21 protein-coding genes are annotated in these 20,259 nt (G+C 69.3%); 13 read left to right on the top strand and 8 right to left on the bottom strand.

The genetic code is table 11. From position 1 onward, the window contains the following. Nucleotides 1–58: 58 nt before the first annotated feature. From guaB1 to LX13_RS19020, 4 genes are all read right to left on the bottom strand, one after another. Complete coding sequence (gene guaB1 / locus LX13_RS19005; RefSeq protein ID WP_253662901.1) at nt 59–1,501, bottom strand: GMP reductase; 1,443 nt, start codon at nt 1,499–1,501, stop codon at nt 59–61. A 17-nt stretch (nt 1,502–1,518) separates the two neighbouring features. Then, nucleotides 1,519–2,985 (bottom strand): NADP-dependent phosphogluconate dehydrogenase, encoded by a 1,467-nt coding sequence (gene gnd / locus LX13_RS19010; RefSeq protein WP_253662902.1) that lies wholly within the window; start codon nt 2,983–2,985, stop codon nt 1,519–1,521. Nucleotides 2,986–3,045: 60 nt separating this feature from the next. After that, the gene (locus LX13_RS19015; RefSeq protein WP_253662903.1) at nt 3,046–3,996 is read right to left on the bottom strand and encodes a M56 family metallopeptidase; all 951 of its coding nucleotides are present in this window, start codon (nt 3,994–3,996) and stop codon (nt 3,046–3,048) included. A gap of 108 nt (nt 3,997–4,104) precedes the next feature. Continuing rightward, nucleotides 4,105–4,494 (bottom strand): BlaI/MecI/CopY family transcriptional regulator, encoded by a 390-nt coding sequence (locus LX13_RS19020; protein WP_253662904.1) that lies wholly within the window; start codon nt 4,492–4,494, stop codon nt 4,105–4,107. Between the two features lie 290 nt (nt 4,495–4,784). On the opposite strand from LX13_RS19020, the gene LX13_RS19025 reads away from it, so the two are divergent. The 8 genes from LX13_RS19025 (at nt 4,785) to LX13_RS19060 (ending at nt 10,984) form a co-directional block, all read left to right on the top strand. Continuing rightward, a complete protein-coding gene (locus tag LX13_RS19025; protein ID WP_253662905.1) occupies nt 4,785–5,204 on the top strand; it encodes a PaaI family thioesterase in 420 nt (139 codons plus the stop codon). A gap of 7 nt (nt 5,205–5,211) precedes the next feature. Further along, nucleotides 5,212–6,474: a DUF6986 family protein gene (locus LX13_RS19030; RefSeq protein WP_253662906.1), complete on the top strand. Its 1,263-nt coding sequence runs from the start codon at nt 5,212–5,214 to the stop codon at nt 6,472–6,474. Between the two features lie 82 nt (nt 6,475–6,556). Then, nucleotides 6,557–6,859, top strand: coding sequence for an urease subunit gamma (locus LX13_RS19035; protein ID WP_253662907.1), 303 nt, complete (start codon nt 6,557–6,559; stop codon nt 6,857–6,859). Beyond that, nucleotides 6,856–7,200, top strand: a complete 345-nt coding sequence (locus tag LX13_RS19040; RefSeq protein WP_253662908.1) for an urease subunit beta — start codon at nt 6,856–6,858, stop codon at nt 7,198–7,200. Before LX13_RS19035 ends, LX13_RS19040 begins: the two co-directional genes overlap by 4 nt. A gap of 1 nt (nt 7,201) precedes the next feature. Beyond that, nucleotides 7,202–8,923 (top strand): urease subunit alpha, encoded by a 1,722-nt coding sequence (locus tag LX13_RS19045; protein WP_253662909.1) that lies wholly within the window; start codon nt 7,202–7,204, stop codon nt 8,921–8,923. 1 nt (nt 8,924) lies between these two features. Continuing rightward, complete coding sequence (locus LX13_RS19050) at nt 8,925–9,593, top strand: urease accessory protein UreF (protein ID WP_253662910.1); 669 nt, start codon at nt 8,925–8,927, stop codon at nt 9,591–9,593. 23 nt (nt 9,594–9,616) lie between these two features. After that, a complete protein-coding gene (gene ureG, locus LX13_RS19055) occupies nt 9,617–10,306 on the top strand; it encodes an urease accessory protein UreG (RefSeq protein ID WP_253662911.1) in 690 nt (229 codons plus the stop codon). A gap of 3 nt (nt 10,307–10,309) precedes the next feature. Further along, nucleotides 10,310–10,984, top strand: a complete 675-nt coding sequence (locus tag LX13_RS19060) for an urease accessory protein UreD (RefSeq protein WP_253662912.1) — start codon at nt 10,310–10,312, stop codon at nt 10,982–10,984. A 1-nt stretch (nt 10,985) separates the two neighbouring features. Here the strand turns inward: LX13_RS19060 and LX13_RS19065 are convergent, their stop codons facing one another. Both LX13_RS19065 and LX13_RS19070 read right to left on the bottom strand, forming a co-directional pair. Then, a complete protein-coding gene (locus tag LX13_RS19065; RefSeq protein WP_253662913.1) occupies nt 10,986–12,518 on the bottom strand; it encodes an NAD(P)/FAD-dependent oxidoreductase in 1,533 nt (510 codons plus the stop codon). 168 nt (nt 12,519–12,686) lie between these two features. Then, entirely contained in the window at nt 12,687–13,235 is a 549-nt protein-coding gene (locus LX13_RS19070; protein ID WP_253662914.1) for a CGNR zinc finger domain-containing protein, read from the bottom strand. Nucleotides 13,236–13,333: 98 nt separating this feature from the next. Here LX13_RS19070 and LX13_RS19075 point away from each other — a divergent pair, with 98 nt between their 5' ends. Continuing rightward, nucleotides 13,334–14,338 (top strand): EamA family transporter, encoded by a 1,005-nt coding sequence (locus tag LX13_RS19075; protein ID WP_253662915.1) that lies wholly within the window; start codon nt 13,334–13,336, stop codon nt 14,336–14,338. Here the strand turns inward: LX13_RS19075 and LX13_RS19080 are convergent. Further along, entirely contained in the window at nt 14,265–14,861 is a 597-nt protein-coding gene (locus tag LX13_RS19080) for a GNAT family N-acetyltransferase (RefSeq protein WP_253662916.1), read from the bottom strand. The two genes, LX13_RS19075 and LX13_RS19080, sit on opposite strands and share 74 nt — an antisense overlap. Before the next feature lie 85 nt (nt 14,862–14,946). Then, entirely contained in the window at nt 14,947–16,290 is a 1,344-nt protein-coding gene (locus tag LX13_RS19085) for a TIGR01777 family oxidoreductase (RefSeq protein ID WP_253662917.1), read from the bottom strand. 164 nt (nt 16,291–16,454) lie between these two features. On the opposite strand from LX13_RS19085, the gene LX13_RS19090 reads away from it, so the two are divergent. The 4 genes from LX13_RS19090 to LX13_RS19105 are packed head-to-tail and all read left to right on the top strand — an operon-like array spanning nt 16,455 to nt 20,256. Beyond that, nucleotides 16,455–17,741, top strand: a complete 1,287-nt coding sequence (locus LX13_RS19090) for an NAD(P)/FAD-dependent oxidoreductase (protein WP_253662918.1) — start codon at nt 16,455–16,457, stop codon at nt 17,739–17,741. 4 nt (nt 17,742–17,745) lie between these two features. Continuing rightward, complete coding sequence (locus LX13_RS19095) at nt 17,746–18,507, top strand: DUF1365 domain-containing protein (protein WP_253662919.1); 762 nt, start codon at nt 17,746–17,748, stop codon at nt 18,505–18,507. Nucleotides 18,508–18,511: 4 nt separating this feature from the next. Next, nucleotides 18,512–19,750 carry an SAM-dependent methyltransferase gene (locus tag LX13_RS19100; protein ID WP_253662920.1) on the top strand — a complete coding sequence of 413 codons (1,239 nt, stop codon included), beginning with the start codon at nt 18,512–18,514 and terminating at the stop codon, nt 19,748–19,750. 47 nt (nt 19,751–19,797) lie between these two features. Then, the gene (locus LX13_RS19105; protein WP_253662921.1) at nt 19,798–20,256 is read left to right on the top strand and encodes an acyl-CoA thioesterase; all 459 of its coding nucleotides are present in this window, start codon (nt 19,798–19,800) and stop codon (nt 20,254–20,256) included. Nucleotides 20,257–20,259: the final 3 nt, after the last annotated feature.

The raw sequence follows: 20,259 nt of genomic DNA on the forward strand, positions 1-20,259 counted from the left end.
CGAGAAGGCGCGGTGTCGAATCGATGACCAAGACACCCATCGTATCGGGTGACGGGCCTCACCAACCGCTGGGCAGGGGCCGTCCCTCGGCGAAACCGGCTGGTGACTGCACCCCGAGGACCACCTTGTCGTGTAGTTCGTCGAGCGTTCGGGCTCCCACGTAGGTCGCCGTGCTGCGGACTCCCGAGCAGATGTGGTCGATCAGGTCCTCCACACCTGGGCGATCCGGGTCGAGCAGGATCCGCGAACTCGAGATGCCCTCCTCGAAGAGTCCCTTGCGTGCACGGTCGAAGGCGCTGTCGGTGGCGGTGCGGGCGGCGACCGCACGCTTGGACGCCATCCCGAAGCTCTCCTTGTACGACCGGCCCGACGGGTCGGTCTTGAGGTCGCCCGGTGACTCGAAGGTGCCGGCGAACCAGGACCCGATCATCACGTTCGATGCCCCGGCGGCGATGGCCAGTGCGACATCGCGCGGGTGGCGGACCCCGCCGTCGGCCCAGACATGCGCGCCGCGCGCCCGCGCGACCGCCGAACACTCGGTGACCGCGGAGAACTGGGGGCGCCCGACACCGGTCATCATCCGGGTCGTGCACATCGCGCCGGGTCCGACACCGACCTTCACGATTGACGCGCCCGCGTCGATGAGGTCGGTGGTGCCCTGCGCCGACACGACGTTGCCCGCGGCGATCGGAACACCGAGGTCGGCCGCGGACAGGGCGGCGACCGCGGCGAGCATCTTCTCCTGGTGACCGTGGGCGGTGTCGGCGACGAGGAGATCGGCGCCGGCCTCGACGAGCGCCCGCGCCTTGCCGACCACGTCACCGTTGATGCCGACGGCGGCGGCGACACGCAGCCGCCCGTCCCCGTCGACGTTGGGCTGGTAGATCCCGGTGCGCAGCGCTCCGGTGCGGGTGAGGACACCGGCCATCGATCCGTCCGGGTGGGTCAGCACGGCGACCCCGAGGTGCTGGTCGGTGAGCGCGTCGAACACCGCGCGCGGTGCCGAGTCGACGGGCATCGACACGAAGTTCGGGTCGAGCACCTCCGACAGTCGCGCGAACCGGTCGACGTCGGCGCACATGGCCTCGGTGACGATGCCCTGCGGCGCGCCGGTCCCGGGGTGCACGACCACCGCGGCCCGATGCGCACGCTTGGGGAGCAGCGCCAACGCATCGGAGACCGAATCACCGGCGGACAGGATCACGGGGGTGTCGGCGACGAGACCGCGACTCTTCACGAACGCGATGGAGTCGGCGGCGGCCTCGGCCGGGAGATCCTGGGGCAAAACCACCACACCACCGCGGCGGGCCACCGTCTCGGCCATCCGCTTGCCCGCCACCGCGGTCATGTTCGCCACCACGATCGGGATCGTGGTGCCCGAACCGTCCCGCGAGGAGAGGTCGACGTCGAACCGCGACGCCACATCACTGCGGCCGGGGACGACGAACACGTCGTCGTAGGTCAGATCGTTGGCCGGGGTGTGGCCGTCGATGAAACGCACTGTGTCGCCTCTCCGGCTCAGGCCTCGACCTCGGTACGGCCTTCGCTCCACAGCGTGTGGAACGTGCCCTCCTTGTCGATGCGCTGGTAGGTGTGTGCGCCGAAGTAGTCGCGCAGTCCCTGGGTCAGCGCGGCGGGGAGCCGGTCGGCCCGCAGGGCGTCGTAGTAGGACAGCGACGATGCGAACGCCGGGACGGGGATACCCATCTGGGTGGCGGTCACCACGACGCGGCGCCAGCTGTCGACGGCCTTCTCGACGGCGTCGCGGAAGTACGGCGCGAGGAGCAGGCTGGGGAGGTCGGCGTTCTCGTCGTACGCCTCGACGATGCGGTTGAGGAACTGGGCCCGGATGATGCAGCCGCCGCGCCAGATGGTGGCCATCGAGCCGGGGTGCAGGTTCCAGTCGTATTCCTTGCTGCCAGCGGCGATCTGGTCGAACCCCTGCGCGTAGGCGACGACCTTCGACGCGTAGAGCGCCGAGCGGATGTCGTCGATGAACTGGTCGGTGTCGGTCGGCGCGCTGCCGAGCTCGCCGGACTCGAGTCCGTTGGCGGCCTTGCGCTGATCGAGCGCGCTCGACAGTGCGCGCGAGAACACGGCCTCGCCGATACCCGTGGTCGGGACGCCGAGGTCGAGGGCGGACTTCACGGTCCACCGGCCGGTGCCCTTCTGGCCGGCGGCGTCGACGATGACGTCGACGAGCGGCTTCCCGGTCTCGTCGTCGGTCTGGGAGAGCACCTCGGCGGTGATCTCGATCAGGTAGCTCTCGAGGTCGCTGGAGTTCCAGTTGCGGAACACGTCGGCGATCTTGTCGACCGGCAGGTCGAGCGCCTTGCGCAGCAGGTCGTAGGCCTCGCCGATGAGCTGCATGTCGGCGTACTCGATGCCGTTGTGCACCATCTTGACGAAGTGTCCGGAGCCGTCGGGGCCGATGTGGGTGCAGCAGGGTGTGCCGTCGACGTGCGCGGAGATCGACTCCAGCAGCGGGCCGAGTGACTCGTAGGCCTCCTTGGGGCCGCCGGGCATGATCGACGGGCCCTCGAGCGCGCCGACCTCGCCGCCGGAGATGCCGGCGCCGACGAAGTTGAGGCCGCGGTCGCTCATCTCCTTCTCGCGACGGATGGTGTCGGTGTAGAGCGAGTTGCCGCCGTCGATGATGACGTCGCCCTCCTCCATGGCGTCGGCGAGCTCGTTGATGACGGCGTCGGTCGCGTCGCCGGCCTTGACCATGATCAACACGCGGCGTGGCTTCTCCAGCGCGGCGATGAACTCCTCGATCGTCTCGGTCCGGACGAAGTCGCCCTCGGAGCCGTGCTTGTCGATGAGCGCGTCGGTCTTGGCGATGCTGCGGTTGTGGAGTGCGACCGTGTGCCCGTGGCGGGCGAAGTTGCGTGCGATGTTGGAGCCCATGACGGCCAGACCGGTGACGCCGATCTGTGCGCGAGCAGTGCTGGTGGAGTCGGCGCCTGAGTCAGTCTGTGTCATGTGCCCCAGCCTATTGCCTCCGCGTGAGTGCCATGCGTCGGACTCCGCGTCGGTGGGGTGTCATCCGGCGGTGACGAGCCTGCTCAACTCGGTGAGCCATGGGATGGCGACGGCCAGTGTCGGCAGGACCAGGATTCCCGCGGCCGCGACATATGCGACCAATCCGGCCAGGCGCGCCGGACGATCGTGGCTGAGCCGCTGCACGCGGGTCAGCGTCGTCGGGCCGCCGACCGCGAGCGCACCGCGCGGAGCGACCGAGTCGGCGCAGGCGACGAGGGCCCGACCGAGCGGCGTCGGGCCGGTGGCGCGGACCGCGTGGTCGTCGGCGAGGACCTCGACCAACAGCTGGACCGCGCCCAACGCGGACTTGCTGCGGATGAATCGGGGGAAGGCGGCGTGGACCGCGATGAACGCCTCGAGGATGAGGTCGTGGCGTGCCCGCAGGTGTGCCCGCTCATGGGTGATGACCGCCTCGAGTTCGTCGCGGCTCAACCGGGAGATCACGCCCTCGCTCAGGACGACGCGCTGGCGCAACCCGGGGAGGCAGTAGGCGATGGGCTGTTCCACCTCGAGCATGCGAACGTCGCGGGCGAGGAACCGATGGTCGGACCGGCTGCGGTCGACCCGGTCGAGGAGGTCGATGAGCTGGCGATGAGCCGAACGCCGCGCGCGTGTGCGGACACCGACGCGCACCGTGGTGTACATCAGCCGGGCGCCGATCATCAGGGTGAGCGCGAAGACGCCGACGTAGACCAGCCACAGCACGACGCCGAGCGACTTGATCTCGTCCAACGGGTTGGTGGTCGGGCGACCGTCGGGACCGGGGACCAGCAGGTTCGCCGCGATCGCCAGGCCGCAGCTGAACGCCGAGAGGACGGCGGCGAGGGCGATCGACTGCCACAGGGCCATCGCGGCGCGCGGGGCGTGCAACGGCCAACGGGCCCGGGAGAGCCACTCCGCCACGGGACCTGTCAGAGCCAGGGCGAAGATCCCGAATACGAGGGCGGTCATCGACGATTCCTACGGCTGTTGGTACGTGTCCGACGGACCGGGCACGGTGGCCGATCAGCCGATTCTACCTGTGTGGCGACGGTGCCCACGAGCGATCAGCGGACTCGTTCAGCGGTTCCGCGACTCGGACTGCGCGGCCTCGAGTTCGTCGAGGGCGCGGCGCAGGGCGTCGGCCTCGTCGGCGCCGACCCGACCCACGAACGAGACGAGTGCGGCGTGGCGGGAGGTGGACTCGTCGGCCTCGCTCAGTGCGTCGACCATCAGGCTCGCCACGAGGTGTTCGCGCGGGTGGGTCGGGGAGTACTGGTGGGCGCGGTCGTCGCGGATCTGCGTGACCAGGTCTTTCTTCGCCAGACGTTGCAGGACGGTCATCACCGTGGTGTACGCCAGCTCGCGGTCGCGGGACAGTGCCGCGTGGACCTGGCGCACCGTTTGCGGGGTGTCACTGGACCACAGGTTGTCCATGACCGCACGTTCCAGATCGCCCAAGCCGCTCATCCTCCCGAGTTTACCGATGAAGTCCGTTTCCGGAGCCACCGCATGGGTGGACGCTCCGTTCGGTTTCCCCCGCAGCGCCCCGGTTGGGCCGCTGTTGACACATGAATAAGGGTAGCCTATCTTTAGATCAACGTCGGACCGAGTGAGTGTCCTGAGGGCTGCAGAGACCCCCGGTCCACGCCACGGCAGGCCCCACGCCCCCAGGGTGTGGGGCTTGCCGGTTTTCCGGGGCAGGTCGTCGTTCGACGGTGACATAGGGTCGCAGGCACACCGACCGTGAAGGAGCCCCCGTGGCAGACGAACCGTTGTCCATCGGCACCGAGCCCTCGGGCCTCGACGCGACACTGGGTTTCGAGTACCAGACGATGAGCGGCGACGGGTCGGTCGCGACGTTCGACGCGGGTTCCGTGCACCACCAGCCCGACGGGATCGTCCACGGCGGCACCTACTGTGCGCTGGTCGAGTCGCTGGCCAGTGTCTCGGCCGCGATGTGGCTGCAGGAGAAAGGCCTCCCGCCCACGGTCGTCGGGGTCAACAACTCCACCGACTTCCTCAAGTCGGTCCGCTCGGGTGTCGTGACCGGTCGCGCCGTGCCGATCCACCGTGGCCGGTCGTCGCAGCTGTGGCAGGTCGACGTGACCGACGCCGACGACCGCCTGCTGGCGCAGGGACGTGTCCGGCTGCAGAACCTCGACGGTCGTCCGTCCTGACCGGCCGATGACCGAAGGAATCGACACCACGGGCCTGCGTGCACGCGCGCAGATGCGCATGGACGCTCTGCTGCGCGAGGTCGACGCCGAGCTCGCCGCCGGATACCCGGATGCACGCGCCGAGACCCAACCCGTGCACACCGTCTACGTCCCCGCCGACGCGGTGGGTTCCGACACCGTCGCCCAATGGGGCGCTCGTGCAGTCGAACTGGCCGAGTCGGTGCGACCCACGCTGGTCGAACTGTCCTCGGAGGACGCGGTCGACACCATGCTCACCCGCCTGCGGGCCGCCCCGATCGAGGATCTGCGGATCGACCTCGAGGACGGCTACGGCTGGCGCGACGACGCGGTCGAGGACCGGCACGCCCGGGCGGCCGGCGCGGTGTTGGCGCAGTGGAGCGCGTCGGGGTCGGGCCCGCGCCTGAGCTCCGGTGTCCGGTGCAAGGGGCTCGGCCCGCTCGAGCGGGCTCGTGGCCTGCGCACGATGGAGGCGGTTCTCGACGGCGCGGGCGGCGTCCCCGAGGGCTTCGTCTTCACGGTCCCGAAGCTGCGGGCGGTCGCCCAGGTCGACGCGGTGGTCGCGCTGTGCGAGGAGATCGAGCGAGCACACGGACTCGCGCCGATGACGGTGCGATTCGAGTTGCAGATCGAGAGCCCGCAGGCGGTGGTCGGTGCCTCCGGTACCGCGACCGTGGCGCAGGCCATCCATCGGTCCGGCCCGCGCCTGAGCGGATTGCACTACGGCACCTACGATTACAGCGCGGCCTGTGGGATCGTGTCGGCGTACCAGTCGCTCGAACACCCGGTCGCCGATCACGCCAAGGCCGTCATGCTCGCGTCGGCCGCCCAGACCGGCGTCTGGGTCTGTGACGGGTCCACGCAGATCGTCCCCACCGGTGACGCCGCGCAGGTCGACTCCGCCGTGCGGCGCCACCACCGACTCGTCCGGCGTTCGCTGGAGCGGGGCTTCTACCAGGGGTGGGACATGCACCCCGGGCACCTCGTCACGCGATGGCTGGCGGTGCAGACGTTCTTCGCCGACGCCATGCCCGCGGCGACCGCCCGTCTGCAGCGCTACCTCGAACGCGCCGAGACCGACGGGACCGGCGATGCGACCGATGGCGGTGTGATGGACGAACCGGCCACCGCGCGGGCGTTGGCCGGTGTCCTGGTCCGCGGGTGGGGTGTGGACGCGTTCGAACCCGCGCACGTGGCCGCCATCGGATCACTGTGTACACCCGAACGGGTCGCCCCGCTGGCCGGCGGCTGAGCTGTCGCACGCCGCGCCGAGCTGCGCGCAGCGTGGCACCATGAGATAGCCCATTCCACGGGAGAGAACGGAGGGAGGCGTCATGCGACTGTCCCTGCACGAACAGGAACGGCTGATGATCTCGTATGCGGCCGAGCTCGCCCGGCGACGTCAGGGGCGAGGTCTGCTGCTCAATCATCCTGAGGCCGTTGCCCTCATCACCGACCACGTGCTCGAGGGCGCCCGCGACGGAAGGTCGGTGGCCGAGTTGATGTCGACCGGGCGCGAGGTGATCGGTCGGGCCGAGGTGATGTCCGGCGTGCCGGAGATGCTGCACGACGTCCAGGTCGAGGCGACCTTCCCCGACGGCACGAAGCTGGTCACCGTGCACGACCCGATCTCATGACCGGTGGCGGCGCCGATGCGGCGTCCATCGCGGTGATCCCGGGTGAGATCCTCTGTGCCGAGGGCGATGTCGAGATCAATGCCGGTGCCGACATCACCACCGTGAGTGTGGTCAACCGCGGCGACCGCCCGGTGCAGGTGGGCAGCCACTATCACTTCCCGCAGGCCAATGCCGCGCTCGACTTCTCCCGCGAGCAGGCACACGGTCGGCGACTGAACATCCCGGCCGGCACCGCGGTGCGCTTCGAGCCCGGCATCGAGATGCAGGTCGAACTCGTCCCCATCGGCGGAGCCCGGGTCGTCCCCGGACTGTCGCTGGACCCTCCGGGAAAGCTGGACTGACATGGCCTCTCTCAGCAGAGCGCGATACGCGGAACTGTTCGGCCCCACCGTCGGTGACCGGATCCGGCTGGCCGACACCGACCTGTTGATCGAGGTGACCGAGGACCGCTGTGGCGGTCCCGGGCTCGCCGGCGAGGAGGCGGTCTTCGGCGGCGGCAAGGTCATCCGGGAATCGATGGGTCAGTCGCGGGCGACCCGCGCCGAGGGCAGTCCCGACACCGTCATCACCGGCGTGGTGGTCCTCGACCACTGGGGGATCATCAAGGCCGACCTGGGGATCCGGGACGGTCGGATCGTCGCGTTGGGCAAGGCGGGCAACCCCGACACGATGGACGGCGTCCACCCGCAGCTCGTGATCGGCCCGTCGACCGAGGTGATCGCGGGCAACGGCAAGATCGTCACGGCGGGCGGCATCGACTGCCACGTCCACTTCATCGCCCCGCAGATCATGGAGGAGGCGCTGGGCAACGGCGTCACCACCCTGATCGGCGGCGGAACCGGGCCGGCCGAGGGCAGCAAGGCGACCACCGTGACCCCCGGCGCATGGCATCTCGCGTCGATGATGGCCGCGACCGATCACTGGCCGATGAACATCGTGCTTCTCGGCAAGGGCAACACCGTCGGCGTCGAGTCGATGCGCGAGCAGATCCTCGCCGGCGCCTCCGGGTTCAAGGTGCACGAGGACTGGGGGAGCACCCCCGCGGCGATCGACGCCTGCCTGCGCGTCGCCGACGAGTTCGGCGTGCAGGTGGCCCTGCACTCCGACACCCTCAACGAGGCCGGGTTCGTCGAGCAGACCATCGGAGCCATCGCCGGACGCGGCATCCACGCGTACCACACCGAGGGTGCAGGCGGCGGACACGCGCCCGACATCATCACCGTCGCAGGCCTTCCCAACATCCTGCCCAGTTCGACCAACCCCACCCGGCCGCACACCGTCAACACCCTCGACGAGCACCTCGACATGCTGATGGTCTGCCACCACCTCAATCCCAGCGTCCCCGAGGATCTGGCGTTCGCCGAGAGCCGTATCCGGCCGTCGACGATCGCCGCCGAGGATCTGCTGCACGACCTGGGTGCCATCTCGATGATCGGCTCCGACGCCCAGGCGATGGGTCGCGTCGGCGAGGTGGTGCTGCGGACATGGCAGACCGCCCACGTGATGAAGGGGCGGCGCGGGTCGCTCGCGGGCGACACCACCGCCGACAACAACCGCGCCCGCCGCTACATCGCGAAGTACACGATCTGTCCGGCCATCGCGCATGGCCTCGACGACGAGATCGGCTCGGTCGAGGTGGGCAAGCTCGCCGACCTCGTGCTGTGGGAACCGGCGTTCTTCGGCATCCGTCCCCACGTGGTCGTCAAGGGCGGCGCCATTGCATGGGCGGCGATGGGGGACGCGAACGCGTCCATCCCCACACCGCAGCCGGTGTTGCCGCGCCCCATGTTCGGCGCCGCGCCCCCGGTGGCCGCCGACACCTCGCTCACGTTCGTCGCCCAGCAGGCCCTCGACGACGGGCTCGCCGACCGGATCGGGCTCCGACGCCGACTCGCACCGGTCAAGAACGTCCGGGCCGTGGGCAAGAAGGACATGCCGCTCAACGACGCCCAGCCCGAGATCGTGGTGGACCCGGACACCTTCACCGTCCGGATCGACGGTGAGGTGTGGGCCGAGCAGCCCGCCACGTCGTTGCCGATGGCCCAGCGCTACTTCCTGTTCTGAGATGCTCCCCGACACAGACGATGTCGCGTCCGGCGACCACGCCCTGGCGATGATGCTCACCCTGGCCGACTCACGACTCCCGGTCGGCGGCCACGTCCACTCCGGTGGCGTGGAGCAGGCCATCGCCGACCGCGTGGTCGTCGACGCGGCCGGGTTGCGGCGGTATCTCGAGCGTCGGATCGCCACCGGTGCTCTCGTGGCCGCGTCGATCGCCGCCGCGGTCGCCGATGCCCGACTGTCCGACGCGGCCGCGCAGCGCGAGACCGACGCACGCACACCCTCGTCGGCGGCTCGTGCGGCATCGCTGAGTCAGGGGCGGGGAATGGTCCGGCTCGCGCGCCGACGCTGGCCCGATCACGACTTCGCCGACCACATCCCGCGATCGCATCTGCCCGTGATCGCCGGTCGGGTCGGCCGACTGTGCGGGGTCTCCGGGCGGCGCACCGCGCTCGTGCAGGTCTACACCGCGATGACCGGTGCCGCGACCGCCGGACAACGACTCCTCGCGCTCGATCCGGCCGACGTCGCGATCATCACGATGGACCTCGCACCCCTGTGTCAGGACATCGCCGAGCAGGCCGCATCCGGCCTGGCCGACCTGTCCGACCCCCTGTTCGACGTACTCGCCGAACGCCACGAGCGACGCGGCATGCCGCTGTTCGCATCCTGATCGACTATCCGAAAGATGGTGACATGCCCCCGCATCTGATCGACGGCGAACCCCACTCGCACGCCCACGACCGGCCGCGCCGTGTCCGCCAACCCGGTGAGGCGTTGCGTATCGGTATCGGCGGCCCCGTGGGTTCCGGGAAGACGGCATTGGTCGCCGCGCTGTGTCGGCAACTGCGCGAGGAACTCTCGGTCGCCGTGCTGACCAACGACATCTACACGACCGAGGACGCGGACTTCCTGCGGCGCAACGCCGTCCTGCCCGACGAGCGGATCACCGCCGTCCAGACCGGTGGGTGCCCGCACACCGCGATCCGCGACGACATCACCGCCAACCTCGATGCCATCGACGACCTGGTGGCCGCGAACCCGCCGCTGGACCTGATCCTGGTGGAATCCGGCGGCGACAATCTCACCGCGACCTTCTCGACCGGTCTCATCGATGTCCAGATCTTCGTCATCGACGTGGCCGGCGGGGACAAGGTCCCGCGCAAGGGTGGGCCGGGCGTGACGTTCTCGGATCTGTTGGTGATCAACAAGACCGACCTCGCCCCGCTCGTCGGTGCCGACCTGACCGTGATGGCGACCGACGCCGCCCGTGTCCGCGAGGGGCGCCCGACCGCGTTGATCTCGCTCACCGACGACCCCGCCGCGAGCGAGGTGCTGTCCTGGGTGCGTTCGGAGTTGGGCGCAGGGGTGGGCACGCAGGCCTGAGGCATGCGCACCGATGTGCACATCGTCGCCCGCTTCGGGCGCTCACCTCGGATCCGGTCGAGTGGCGGACTCGCCGTCCGTCAGACCGGTACCGATGCGCTGCACCTGATCTCGACGGCCGCGACACCACTCGGTGGTGACCACGTCGACATCACCGTCGAGGTCGAGGAGGGAGCCCGCCTCCGACTGAGCACCGTCGCCGCGACGATCGCGCTGCCGTCGCTGACCGAGCGGACCTCGACCATGGACTGGACCGTGCTCGTCGGCGCGGGGGCCGACCTCGCGATCACGCCGCTGCCGACGATCGTCGCCGCCGACGCCGACCTGGTCACCTCGACGACGGTCCGCGCGGACCCGACCTCGTCGGTGCTGATCGACGAACGGGTACAACTCGGTCGCCACGACGAGGACGGCGGACGCTGGCAGGGCCGGTTGTACGTCGACGTCGACGACCTCCCGGCCCTGCGACACCGCCTCGTGCTCGACTCCGACGGCAACCCGGCAACGAGTGGCGAGCGTGCGGTACTCAGCGCGTTCCGCTACCCGGACACGGATCCGGCCGCGGTGTCGGAACGCATGATCGCGGCCCGCCTGCGGCTCGACTGCGGCGGATCGCTGACCACGGTGCTGGGACGATCACTCACCCAGATCGAGCAGGGCGTGACCGATCTGAGCTGAGTCAGCTCGCGTCGGCCTCGGCCGGCTGTTTGCCCTTGGTGTTGGTGTCCTCGGCCGCCTTGCTGTCGGTCGTGCCCTGCACCTCGGAGCCCTCCGAGGGAGGGGTCGACGTGGCCGCGGGCGGTGTGGGCGCCGACGCCGCCGGTATCCCCGAGGCCTCGTCGGTCTTGTTCTCCGACTCGAGGTGGTGCAGGTGATCCATCGCCGTGCGCGCGTACACCTGCTGTTCGGTCACCGTGAGCTGCGAGCGGCTGCGGGTCGTGAACGACACCGTCCAGTCGATGATCGTGCTGAGGCGGCTGCGGAACCCGACGATGTAGACCAGGTGCAGTGCCAGCCACCCGAGCCACGCGAAGAATCCCTCGGTCTCGAAGCGCTTGGAGGTGAACGGGATCGGGACGCTCATCACGGCACTGAACCGCGAGACCGTGGCCATCGAACCCTTGTCGTGGTACTTGAACGGGCTGCGTTCCTCGGGCTTCTGGCCCGACAGGCTCGCCTTGATCGCGTCCGCCGCGTACCGACCGCCCTGGATGGCGCCCTGCGCCATGCCGGGGACGTCGTCGATCGACATCATGTCGCCGACGACGAAGACGTTCGGGTGACCCGGGATCGACAGGTCCGGCTGCACCTTCACGCGACCGGCGCGGTCGAGTTCGACGCCGCTCTGCTCGGCGAGCTGCTTGCCCAGCGGGCTGGCGGCCACACCGGCCGACCACACCTTGCACTGCGACTCGATGCGACGGGTGGTGCCGTCCTTGTCCTTGACGGTCAGACCGTTGTAGTCCAGGTCGACGACCATCGCGTTGAGCTGGATCTCGACGCCCATGCTCTCGAGTCGCCGAGCGGCCTTGGTGCCGAGGTTCTCGCCCATCGGCGGCAACACCGACGGCGCGGCGTCGAGCAGGATCACCCGGGCGCTCGACGGGTCGATGTTGCGGAAAGTGTCCTTGAGGGTCTTGTCGGACATCTCCGCGATCTGACCGGCCAGCTCGACGCCGGTGGGTCCGGCGCCGACGACCACGAAGGTGAGCAGACGCGCTCGCTCCTCGGGATCCTCGGACAGCTCGGCCTGCTCGAACGCGCCGAGGATGCGGCCGCGCAACTCGAGTGCGTCGTCGATGGTCTTCATGCCGGGCGCGAACTCGGCGAACTGGTCGTTGCCGAAGTACGACTGGGCGGCACCCGCGGCGATGATCAGGCTGTCGAACGGGGTCTCGGTGATGCGGGTCAGCAGCCGCGACCGGACGACCTTGCGCTCGAGGTCGATGGATTCGACGTCGCCCAGGAGGACCTGTGCGTTGTCCTGGTTCCGCAGGATCACCCGGGTGGCCGGGGCGATCTCGCCCTCCGACACGATTCCCGTCGCGACCTGGTAGAGCATGGGCTGGAACAGGTGATGTGTGGTGCGTGCGATCAAGGTGACATCGACATCGGCCTTCTTCAGCCGTTGGGTGCCGAACAACCCGCCGAATCCCGATCCGATGACCACCACGCGATGGGGGTGCTGTCCATCAAGCCGATTCAGGCTCATGGGCTTCTCCTGTCTGTGGTCGTGGAGTGCGTCTGCGCAGGCCGGTCTCAGGTCGAGTTCACGCCCGCTCGGACTCAACGGTAGTCAATCGAGGCGATTCGCACGCGCCCACGGTGGGCACCGTGTCGTCGGCCCCCGGGGACCGGTACGGGCGTACCCGTCGCCGCGTCAGTCGGCGGCCTGCGATCGACGTCGACGGTATGCGGCCACATTGGCCCGGTTGCCGCAGTTGCGGTGGGCGCAGAACCGGCGAGAACGGTTGCGTGACATGTCGATCAGCACGGAATCGCAGTCCGGCGCCGCGCACACGGTGAGTCGGTCGAACTCGTCGGCGCGGATCAGGTCGATCAGCGCCATCGCGGTCTCGGCGCCGATGCGGTCGGCGAGCGGATCGGCGGAATCGGTGACGTGGATGTGCCAGTCGCTCGAGTCGTGCCGCGTCAGGAACGGCACGGCGCCGCATTCACGCAGGATCGCGTTCACCTCCGACGCGGCGTCGTCGCGTCCGATCTGCCAGAAATGCGTCACCCGGTCCCGTAACGCCCGCACCGACCTCAGTTCCGCGTCGGTGCCGTCACGACGCCCGGTGTAGCCGTGCTCGTCGAGGAAATCGGCGAGAGCGGCGGGGTCGGTGAGCGTGTCCTGCGCATTGCGCCCGGAGTTGACCAGCGCGACGACGGCAACCAACGCCGGTTCTGTGTCATGGGTGAAACGCACCTTGACTCCTGACTCTCGATGTCGTCTCCTGTAAGGAGTCTAAATGAAGATCACCTCTTACATGCGACCTCTCGCATGCGGAGCGAACGGGGAACACCATGAATCGGACCGCCTCCGGTGGGCTGATGGTCGCGGCGGTGTCGGCCACCGCGTTCGGGATGTCCGGGCCGCTGGCGAAGTCGCTGATCGACGCCGGATGGTCGTCGACCGCGGCGAGCGCACTGCGACTCGGGCTGGGCGCGGCGTTGCTGGTCGTCCCGGTGCTCATCCTGCGACCCCGACGACTGCTGGCGATCGGGCGCGCCCCGATCCGGGTGGTGGCGTACGGGGTGTTGGCCGTCGCCGTCGTCCAGCTGAGCTTCTTCAACGCGGTCCGCTACCTCGACGTCCCGATCGCGCTGCTCATCGAGTACAGCGCCCCGGTGATGGTGATCGGGTTCGAGTGGGCCGTGCGCGGGCGACGTCCGGGTCGGGTGACCCTGGCGGGTGGCGCAGTCGCGGTCGCCGGCCTGCTGGTCGTGATCGGCGGTGGTGCCGGGGTGTCGATCGATCCGGTCGGGGTCGCCTGGGCGCTGGCCGCGGCGGTCGGTTTGGCCGCGTACTTCATATTGGCCGAGGAGTCCGAGGACGCCGCAGGCAGCGTCGACCCCATCGCGTTGACGTGTGGAGGACTCGTGGTCGGTGCGGTGCTCGTCGGTGCCGCGGGCGCGGTCGGGTGGTTCCCGATGCGTGCGACCACGGCGGATGTGACGTTGGCCGGCCACGCCACCCCGTGGTGGGTCGCGGCGCTGGCGGTCGCGGGTGTCGCGACGACGCTGGCCTACGTCACCGGGATCACCGCGGTGCGCATGCTCGGACCGACACCGGCCTCGTTCGTCGCGCTCCTCGAGGTCGTCGCGTCGGCGGTCGCCTCGGCGGTCCTGCTGGGTCAGGTGCTCAGACCGCTGCAGGTGCTCGGTGCGTTCGTCCTGCTGGCCGGCATCGTCGCGGTGCGCACGGGGTCGTCGGCCGATGCGCGTGCGGTGGCGGCTAGGCGATCAGGTGCGCGGCCGCCCGAGCCGATCTCGCCCACGGGAAATCCGCTGTCTCCCACTGAGATCTGAGGATCTCGTACTCGACCTCGCCGCGCTCGTATCCGTCGATCGCGGTGTCGTCGGCCTGGTGGAGGGCGGCCAGGCGCATGCCGGACTTCTCCATCACCCGGCGTGACGGGGCGTTGACGGCCATCGTCCCGGCGAAGAGACGGTCGGTCGCGAGACGGTCGAAGGCCACCTGCACCAGTGCGCGTGATCCCTCGGTCGCGATGCCGTACCCCCACGCCTCACGACGCAGGCGATAGGTGAGTTCGAGCTCGGCCCGGCTGCTGTGGCGCGGGGCCCGCAGCGAGAACCAGCCGAGGAATCCGCCCCGGTGTCGATCCATCGCGGCGAACATGCCGACCCCACGTCGCGTGGACATCTCGGCGATGGCGCGCGGGATCACCCAGTCCTCGATCATGGTGCGAGGTGTCGGGCGTCCACCCGAGACGTAGCGCATCACCGCAGGATCACTGTCGAGTTCTTCCAGGGCCGCGGCGTCGTCACGGGTGATCGGCCGGAGCACCAGGTGCGCGGTCTCGATGATCACCGCCCCAATATAGGGCGCAGGCGCAGCGCATCGGCGGTTTCGTCGAACGTGTCGTGCTATCGGGCCACGCCACCGCGCCCGTCGGTCAGCGTCCGCACTGGTGTCGAAGGGTGTCGGCGAGTGCGGGCATCCGGAAATCGTGCCCGACGCCGGCGAGGACCTCCGGGAGCACACGCTGGCTCGCCAACGCCAGTGAGCCCGCACCGCTCTCGGTGAGCACCAGCTTCGGTGCGAACTCCGGCACCCGCAGGACGGTGGGGCGGTGCAGGACCGTCCCCATCGTGTCGGTGAACTCGCTGTTGCGGACGGGCTCGGGGGAGACCGCGTTGACCGGCCCGGACAGGCGGTCGTCGAGCGCCGCGCGGTAGAAGACGTCGCACACGTCCTCCAGACCGATCCAGGACAGCCACTGCGTGCCGTCACCGATCGGGCCGCCCAGCCCCGCACCGAAGACCGGCCGCAGCACCTTGAGCATGCCGCCTGCCGCCGCCTGCACGACGCCGGTGCGCACGGTCACCACCCGCAGTCCGGACTCCGCGGCCGGTGTGTAGGCCGATTCCCAGTCGCGCACGATGTCCGCGATCACGCCGTCGCCCGGGGTGCTGGTCTCGGTGAGTTCCTCGTCGCCGCGGTCGGCGCCGTAGTACCCGATGGCCGACGCCCCGATGAAGACGCGGGGCCCGCGCCCCTCGGCGGCGGCTGCGGCGGCCACCCGCGCCAGGGCGTGGGAGGGCTCGACCCGGCTGTGGCGGACACGGGAGACGTGCGCGTCGGTGAACCGCCCCGCGATGGACGAGCCCGCCAGATGGACCACGATGTCGAGTCCGTCGAGCAGATCGGCGGCGGGATTGTCGGGGTCCCAGCGTCGTTCGTCGTCGCCGACCGGTGTCCGACGCACCAGTGACACGACCCGGTGGCCGCCGGTGGTGGCCAGGGCGGCCAGCGCGGTGCCGATCGTCCCCGACACCCCGGTCATGCCGATGGTCAGCGGCGTCGGCTGCAGTGACCGAGCCCACTTCTGCGTGATGATGTCGTCGGCGAGCTGCCGATGCCGGAAGTCGAACATCGACGACAACGCGAATCCGGGCACCCGGGTGTCCACGTTGTCGGTCACGCGGGTGTGGTCGGCGTCGACGGCGTCGAAGTTGTGGGTGTGCGTCCACGGGGTGACGTACCGGAGCGGGACCGAGGTGAGCTTGTCCACGAACTGGTTCGGCGGACGATATCCGCCCGGCTGATGGGCCGCGGTCCAGGTCAGACCGCCGGGAAGCACCAGGATGGCCTTGCCGTCCTCGATGGAGGTGGCCTCGGACCGCAGCGACATCGGCGCGAAGCCGGGGGAGAGGCGATGGAACGCCCCTGGGCGCTGGTGCCAGGCGAAGACCTCGTCGATCGAGTCATCGACCACGGACGAACGAGTGATGCTCATGTCGCGAGCCTATGCGCGTCGCGGCGGTGTCCGATTTCCCGTGTCCGATTTCACCGACAGCGAACCGCCGACGCCCATCCGGTGGTGCGGGGGGTCCGAACCATGAGTGAGACCATTGTGATCCGACAATGGCTTCTTCGGCGTGAGAGACAGTGGTGCGAGTGATGACGAGTGGGTCCCAGAATGCGCAATCCCCGACCGTTGCGGTCGTGGGGTCGGGCGTGTCCGGACTCACCGCCGCGCACCTGCTGGGCCGCACCCATGCGGTGACGCTCTACGAGTCCGACGACCGGCTGGGGGGCCACGCCCACACCCATCAGGTGCCCGACGGTGACCGCCGACTGGGCATCGACTCCGGTTTCATCGTGCACAACGACGAGACGTACCCGATCCTGCGCCGGCTGTTCGCCGACCTCGGTGTGGCCACCCAGCCCACCGAGATGAGCATGAGCATCGTCGACCGCGTCAGCGGCTTCGAGTACGCGGGGGGTCGGGGCGTCGGCGGCATCCTCGCGCAGCCGCGTCGGCTGGCCGACCCGCGATTCCTCGGGATGCTCCTGCAGATCAAACAGTTCCACCGCGCTGCGGGGGCCTTCCTGGACTCGGCCACCGACGACGACCTGACCACCTACGGACAGTTCCTCGACGGGCACGACTTCGGTGCGTTCTTCCGACGTCACTACGCCGTCCCGCTCGTGTCCTGTGTGTGGTCGTCGGGCCCGGAGGCGTCGCTGGACTACCCAGCGCGCTACCTCTTCGCGTTCCTGCGCAATCACGGCATGCTCACCGTCACCGGCTCGCCGCAGTGGTACACCGTGACCGGCGGATCCCAGGAGTACGTCCGCAGGATCGCCGAGGGCATCGCCGACGTCCGGCTGTCGAGCGGCGTCACCGAGATCGTGCGCCACGTCGACGGCGTCACGATCACCGACCGCACCGGCGCCCGCAACCGATTCGACAAGGTGGTCGTCGCCACCCACCCCGATCAGGCGCTGGCGATGCTGGCCGATCCGTCGGAATCCGAGCGCACCGTCCTGTCGGCGTTCCACTACGCGCCCAACCAGGCTGTGCTGCACACCGATTCGACCCTGCTGCCGTCGGCGAAGCGTGCAAGGGCGTCGTGGAACTACCTGACCCCTGACGGGGACGGCGGATCGGACGAACCGCCGGTGGTCACCTACTGGATGAACCGCCTGCAGGCACTCGACAGCGCGACCGACTACCTGGTGACGCTCAACGCCCGTGAACTCATCGATCCGTCGACGATCATCGCGGTGATGGACTACGCCCACCCCACCTACACGCCGGCGGCCGTCGCCGCGCAAACCCTTCTGGGCGAACTGAACTCGTCGACGACCGCGTTCGCAGGTGCCTACCACGGCTGGGGTTTCCACGAGGACGGCGCCCGCTCTGGTGTTGCCGCAGCCGAACATCTCGGTGCCCGGTGGTGACCCGATGACGGCGGTCCTCGACCTGCCGTCGCTCCCGGCGATCGTGACCGGGGACGTCTCGCACGTCCGGCGCGGGCAGACGGCGCACAGGTTCCGACACCGCGTGTACCAGTGGCTGATCGACCTCGACGCGCCTCCGCGGCTGCCGAAGCCGCTCGCCCCCTTCGCGCGGTTCAGCGCCCGAGACCATCTGGGCGCGATCGACTCCGATTCCGCGGCCGCGATCAAGACCAACGTCGAGACCTATCTGGCGGCCAACGACATCGACCTCGGTGCCGGCTCGCGGGTGGTCATGCTCGCCAACGCGCGGGTGCTCGGCTACGTCTTCGACCCGCTGTCGGTCTACTGGTGCTTCACGGCCGACGGTGAACTGCGGTGCCTGATCGCCGAGGTGCACAACACCTACGGCGAACGCACCGCCTATCTGCTCCGGCCCGACGCCGACGGACGCGCGGAGGTCGACAAACACTTCTACGTCTCGCCGTTCAACGACGTCTCGGGCCACTACCGCATGGTGTTCCGACTCGACGCCGAACGTGTCGTCGTCACCATCACACTCGACCGCCCCGGGATGCCGCCGTTCTCCGCGTCGTTCACCGGGGTTCCGCGCCCGGCCACGAAACGAGCCGTCCTGCGGTCGATACTGACCATGCCGCTGATGCCCCAGCGGGTCACCGGACTCATCGCGGTCCACGGCATCTGGCTCTGGCTCCGTCGCCTGCCCGTCGTGGCACGCCCTTCTCACACGCCCCCACAGGAGGTCTGAACCCATGACCAACGTCGTTGATCCGTTCGCCGTGCGCAGGCCTGTCCTCGCGGGGACGTGGTTCAAGACCCCCATCACCCGTCGCCTGGTCGACTACGCGCTGAGCAAGGCGCCGGTCAACGTGCTGTTCCCGGACGGCGACATCCGCGGCAACGGGGCCCCCGACAGCGAGACACTGGAGATCGTGCGGCCCAAGGTCTTCTACGACCGACTGGGACACAACCCGAAGATCGGACTCGGCGAGGCCTACATGGCCGGTGACTGGCGCGCGGCCGAGGGCAGTGACCTCGGGCGGGCCCTGACGCCGTTCGCCGAGCGGATGACCAGTCTGGTGCCGGAGCCGATCTGGAAGTTGCGGGCCGTCGTCGACAAACGGATCCCGGAGCACCAGCGGAACTCGGTCGAGGGGTCCAAGCGCAACATCGGCGCCCACTACGACCTCAGCAACGAGATGTTCGCCTCGTTCCTCGACCCCACGATGTCCTACAGCTCGGCCATGTTCGACGCGGCCGGGGACTTCGCGACGCAGGATCTCGAGGCGGCGCAGTACCGCAAGATCGACTCGGTCCTGGACATGGCCGGGGTCGCCGAGGGCACGCGGGTGCTCGAGATCGGCAGCGGCTGGGGCGCCCTGGCCATCCGTGCCGCGCAACGCGGTGCCGAGGTGACCACGGTGACGCTGTCGCAGGAGCAGCGTGAGCTCGCGCTGCAGCGCATCGACGCCGCGGGTCTCACCGACCGCATCGACATCCGCCTTCAGGACTACCGCGACGTCCAGGGTCGGTTCGACGCGATCGTCAGCGTCGAGATGATCGAGGCGGTCGGCGAGGAGTACTGGCCGACCTACTTCGGCAAGATCGACGAACTGCTCGCTCCGGGCGGCAAGGTCTCGATCCAGGCGATCCTGATGCCGCACAACCGGATGTTGGCCACCCGACGGTCGTTCGGTTGGATCCAGAAGTACATCTTCCCCGGTGGGCTGATCCCCTCGATGGAGGCCATCGACTCCACGATCGCCGAGCACACCGGACTGGTCCGGTCGGACCGGATCGATCTCGGACAGCACTACGCCGAGACGCTGCGGCGCTGGCGCCATCGGTTCAACGCCTCGTGGGACACCGTGCAGCACAAGGGGTTCGACGAGACGTTCCGTCGCATGTGGGAGTACTACCTGGCCTACTGCGAGGCCGGGTTCGCGTCGGGCTACCTGCAGGTCAGCCAGTTGCAGTTCACCCGCCCCTGACGCACCGCACCGTGGCGTGCACGCGCGCCGACGATACGATGTCGCCCATGTCCGATCACGCGGTGACCATCGCCCTGCAACTGCGCTGGGGTGACATGGACATCAACAGCCACATCAACAACGTCGCGATCGCCCGCCTGCTGGAGGAGTCCCGGGTGCGGGCCATGCCGCGCCTCATCGCGGCCGGCCCGGCGGCACCGAGGACCGACGATGCCACCGCGACCGGCACGGGCCTGGTCGTGGTGCGCCAGGAGGTCGAATTCCTGGCCACGATCCCCTACAGCGAGGACGACATCATGGCGTCGGTGTGGCTGAGTCGGGTCGGCCGCTCGTCGTTCGAATTCGGTTCGGTGCTCGCCGATGCCTCCGGCCGACGCTTCGTGCAGGCCGAGACCACACTGGTGTGCGTGGATCCGGAGGGCGCACCCACGGCCATGCCGGAGCATTTGGTGACGGCCATGCGGGACCGTCTCGACGAACCGGTGGCCCTGCGTCGGCGGGCCTGACGC

It is taken from the genome of Williamsia maris, from assembly GCF_024171815.1.
Lineage (GTDB): Bacteria > Actinomycetota > Actinomycetes > Mycobacteriales > Mycobacteriaceae > Williamsia_A > Williamsia_A maris.

Excerpts from the sequence above, each read along its gene's own strand:
- gnd (WP_253662902.1), bottom strand. The coding sequence starts at position 2,985 with ATGACACAGACTGACTCAGGCGCCGACTCCACCAGCACTGCTCGCGCA.
- LX13_RS19015 (WP_253662903.1), bottom strand. The coding sequence starts at position 3,996 with ATGACCGCCCTCGTATTCGGGATCTTCGCCCTGGCTCTGACAGGTCCC.
- LX13_RS19020 (WP_253662904.1), bottom strand. The coding sequence starts at position 4,494 with ATGAGCGGCTTGGGCGATCTGGAACGTGCGGTCATGGACAACCTGTGG.
- LX13_RS19030 (WP_253662906.1), top strand. The coding sequence starts at position 5,212 with ATGACCGAAGGAATCGACACCACGGGCCTGCGTGCACGCGCGCAGATG.
- LX13_RS19035 (WP_253662907.1), top strand. The coding sequence starts at position 6,557 with ATGCGACTGTCCCTGCACGAACAGGAACGGCTGATGATCTCGTATGCG.
- LX13_RS19040 (WP_253662908.1), top strand. The coding sequence starts at position 6,856 with ATGACCGGTGGCGGCGCCGATGCGGCGTCCATCGCGGTGATCCCGGGT.
- LX13_RS19045 (WP_253662909.1), top strand. The coding sequence starts at position 7,202 with ATGGCCTCTCTCAGCAGAGCGCGATACGCGGAACTGTTCGGCCCCACC.
- LX13_RS19050 (WP_253662910.1), top strand. The coding sequence starts at position 8,925 with ATGCTCCCCGACACAGACGATGTCGCGTCCGGCGACCACGCCCTGGCG.
- ureG (WP_253662911.1), top strand. The coding sequence starts at position 9,617 with ATGCCCCCGCATCTGATCGACGGCGAACCCCACTCGCACGCCCACGAC.
- LX13_RS19060 (WP_253662912.1), top strand. The coding sequence starts at position 10,310 with ATGCGCACCGATGTGCACATCGTCGCCCGCTTCGGGCGCTCACCTCGG.
- LX13_RS19065 (WP_253662913.1), bottom strand. The coding sequence starts at position 12,518 with ATGAGCCTGAATCGGCTTGATGGACAGCACCCCCATCGCGTGGTGGTC.
- LX13_RS19075 (WP_253662915.1), top strand. The coding sequence starts at position 13,334 with ATGAATCGGACCGCCTCCGGTGGGCTGATGGTCGCGGCGGTGTCGGCC.
- LX13_RS19085 (WP_253662917.1), bottom strand. The coding sequence starts at position 16,290 with ATGAGCATCACTCGTTCGTCCGTGGTCGATGACTCGATCGACGAGGTC.
- LX13_RS19090 (WP_253662918.1), top strand. The coding sequence starts at position 16,455 with ATGACGAGTGGGTCCCAGAATGCGCAATCCCCGACCGTTGCGGTCGTG.
- LX13_RS19095 (WP_253662919.1), top strand. The coding sequence starts at position 17,746 with ATGACGGCGGTCCTCGACCTGCCGTCGCTCCCGGCGATCGTGACCGGG.
- LX13_RS19100 (WP_253662920.1), top strand. The coding sequence starts at position 18,512 with ATGACCAACGTCGTTGATCCGTTCGCCGTGCGCAGGCCTGTCCTCGCG.
- LX13_RS19105 (WP_253662921.1), top strand. The coding sequence starts at position 19,798 with ATGTCCGATCACGCGGTGACCATCGCCCTGCAACTGCGCTGGGGTGAC.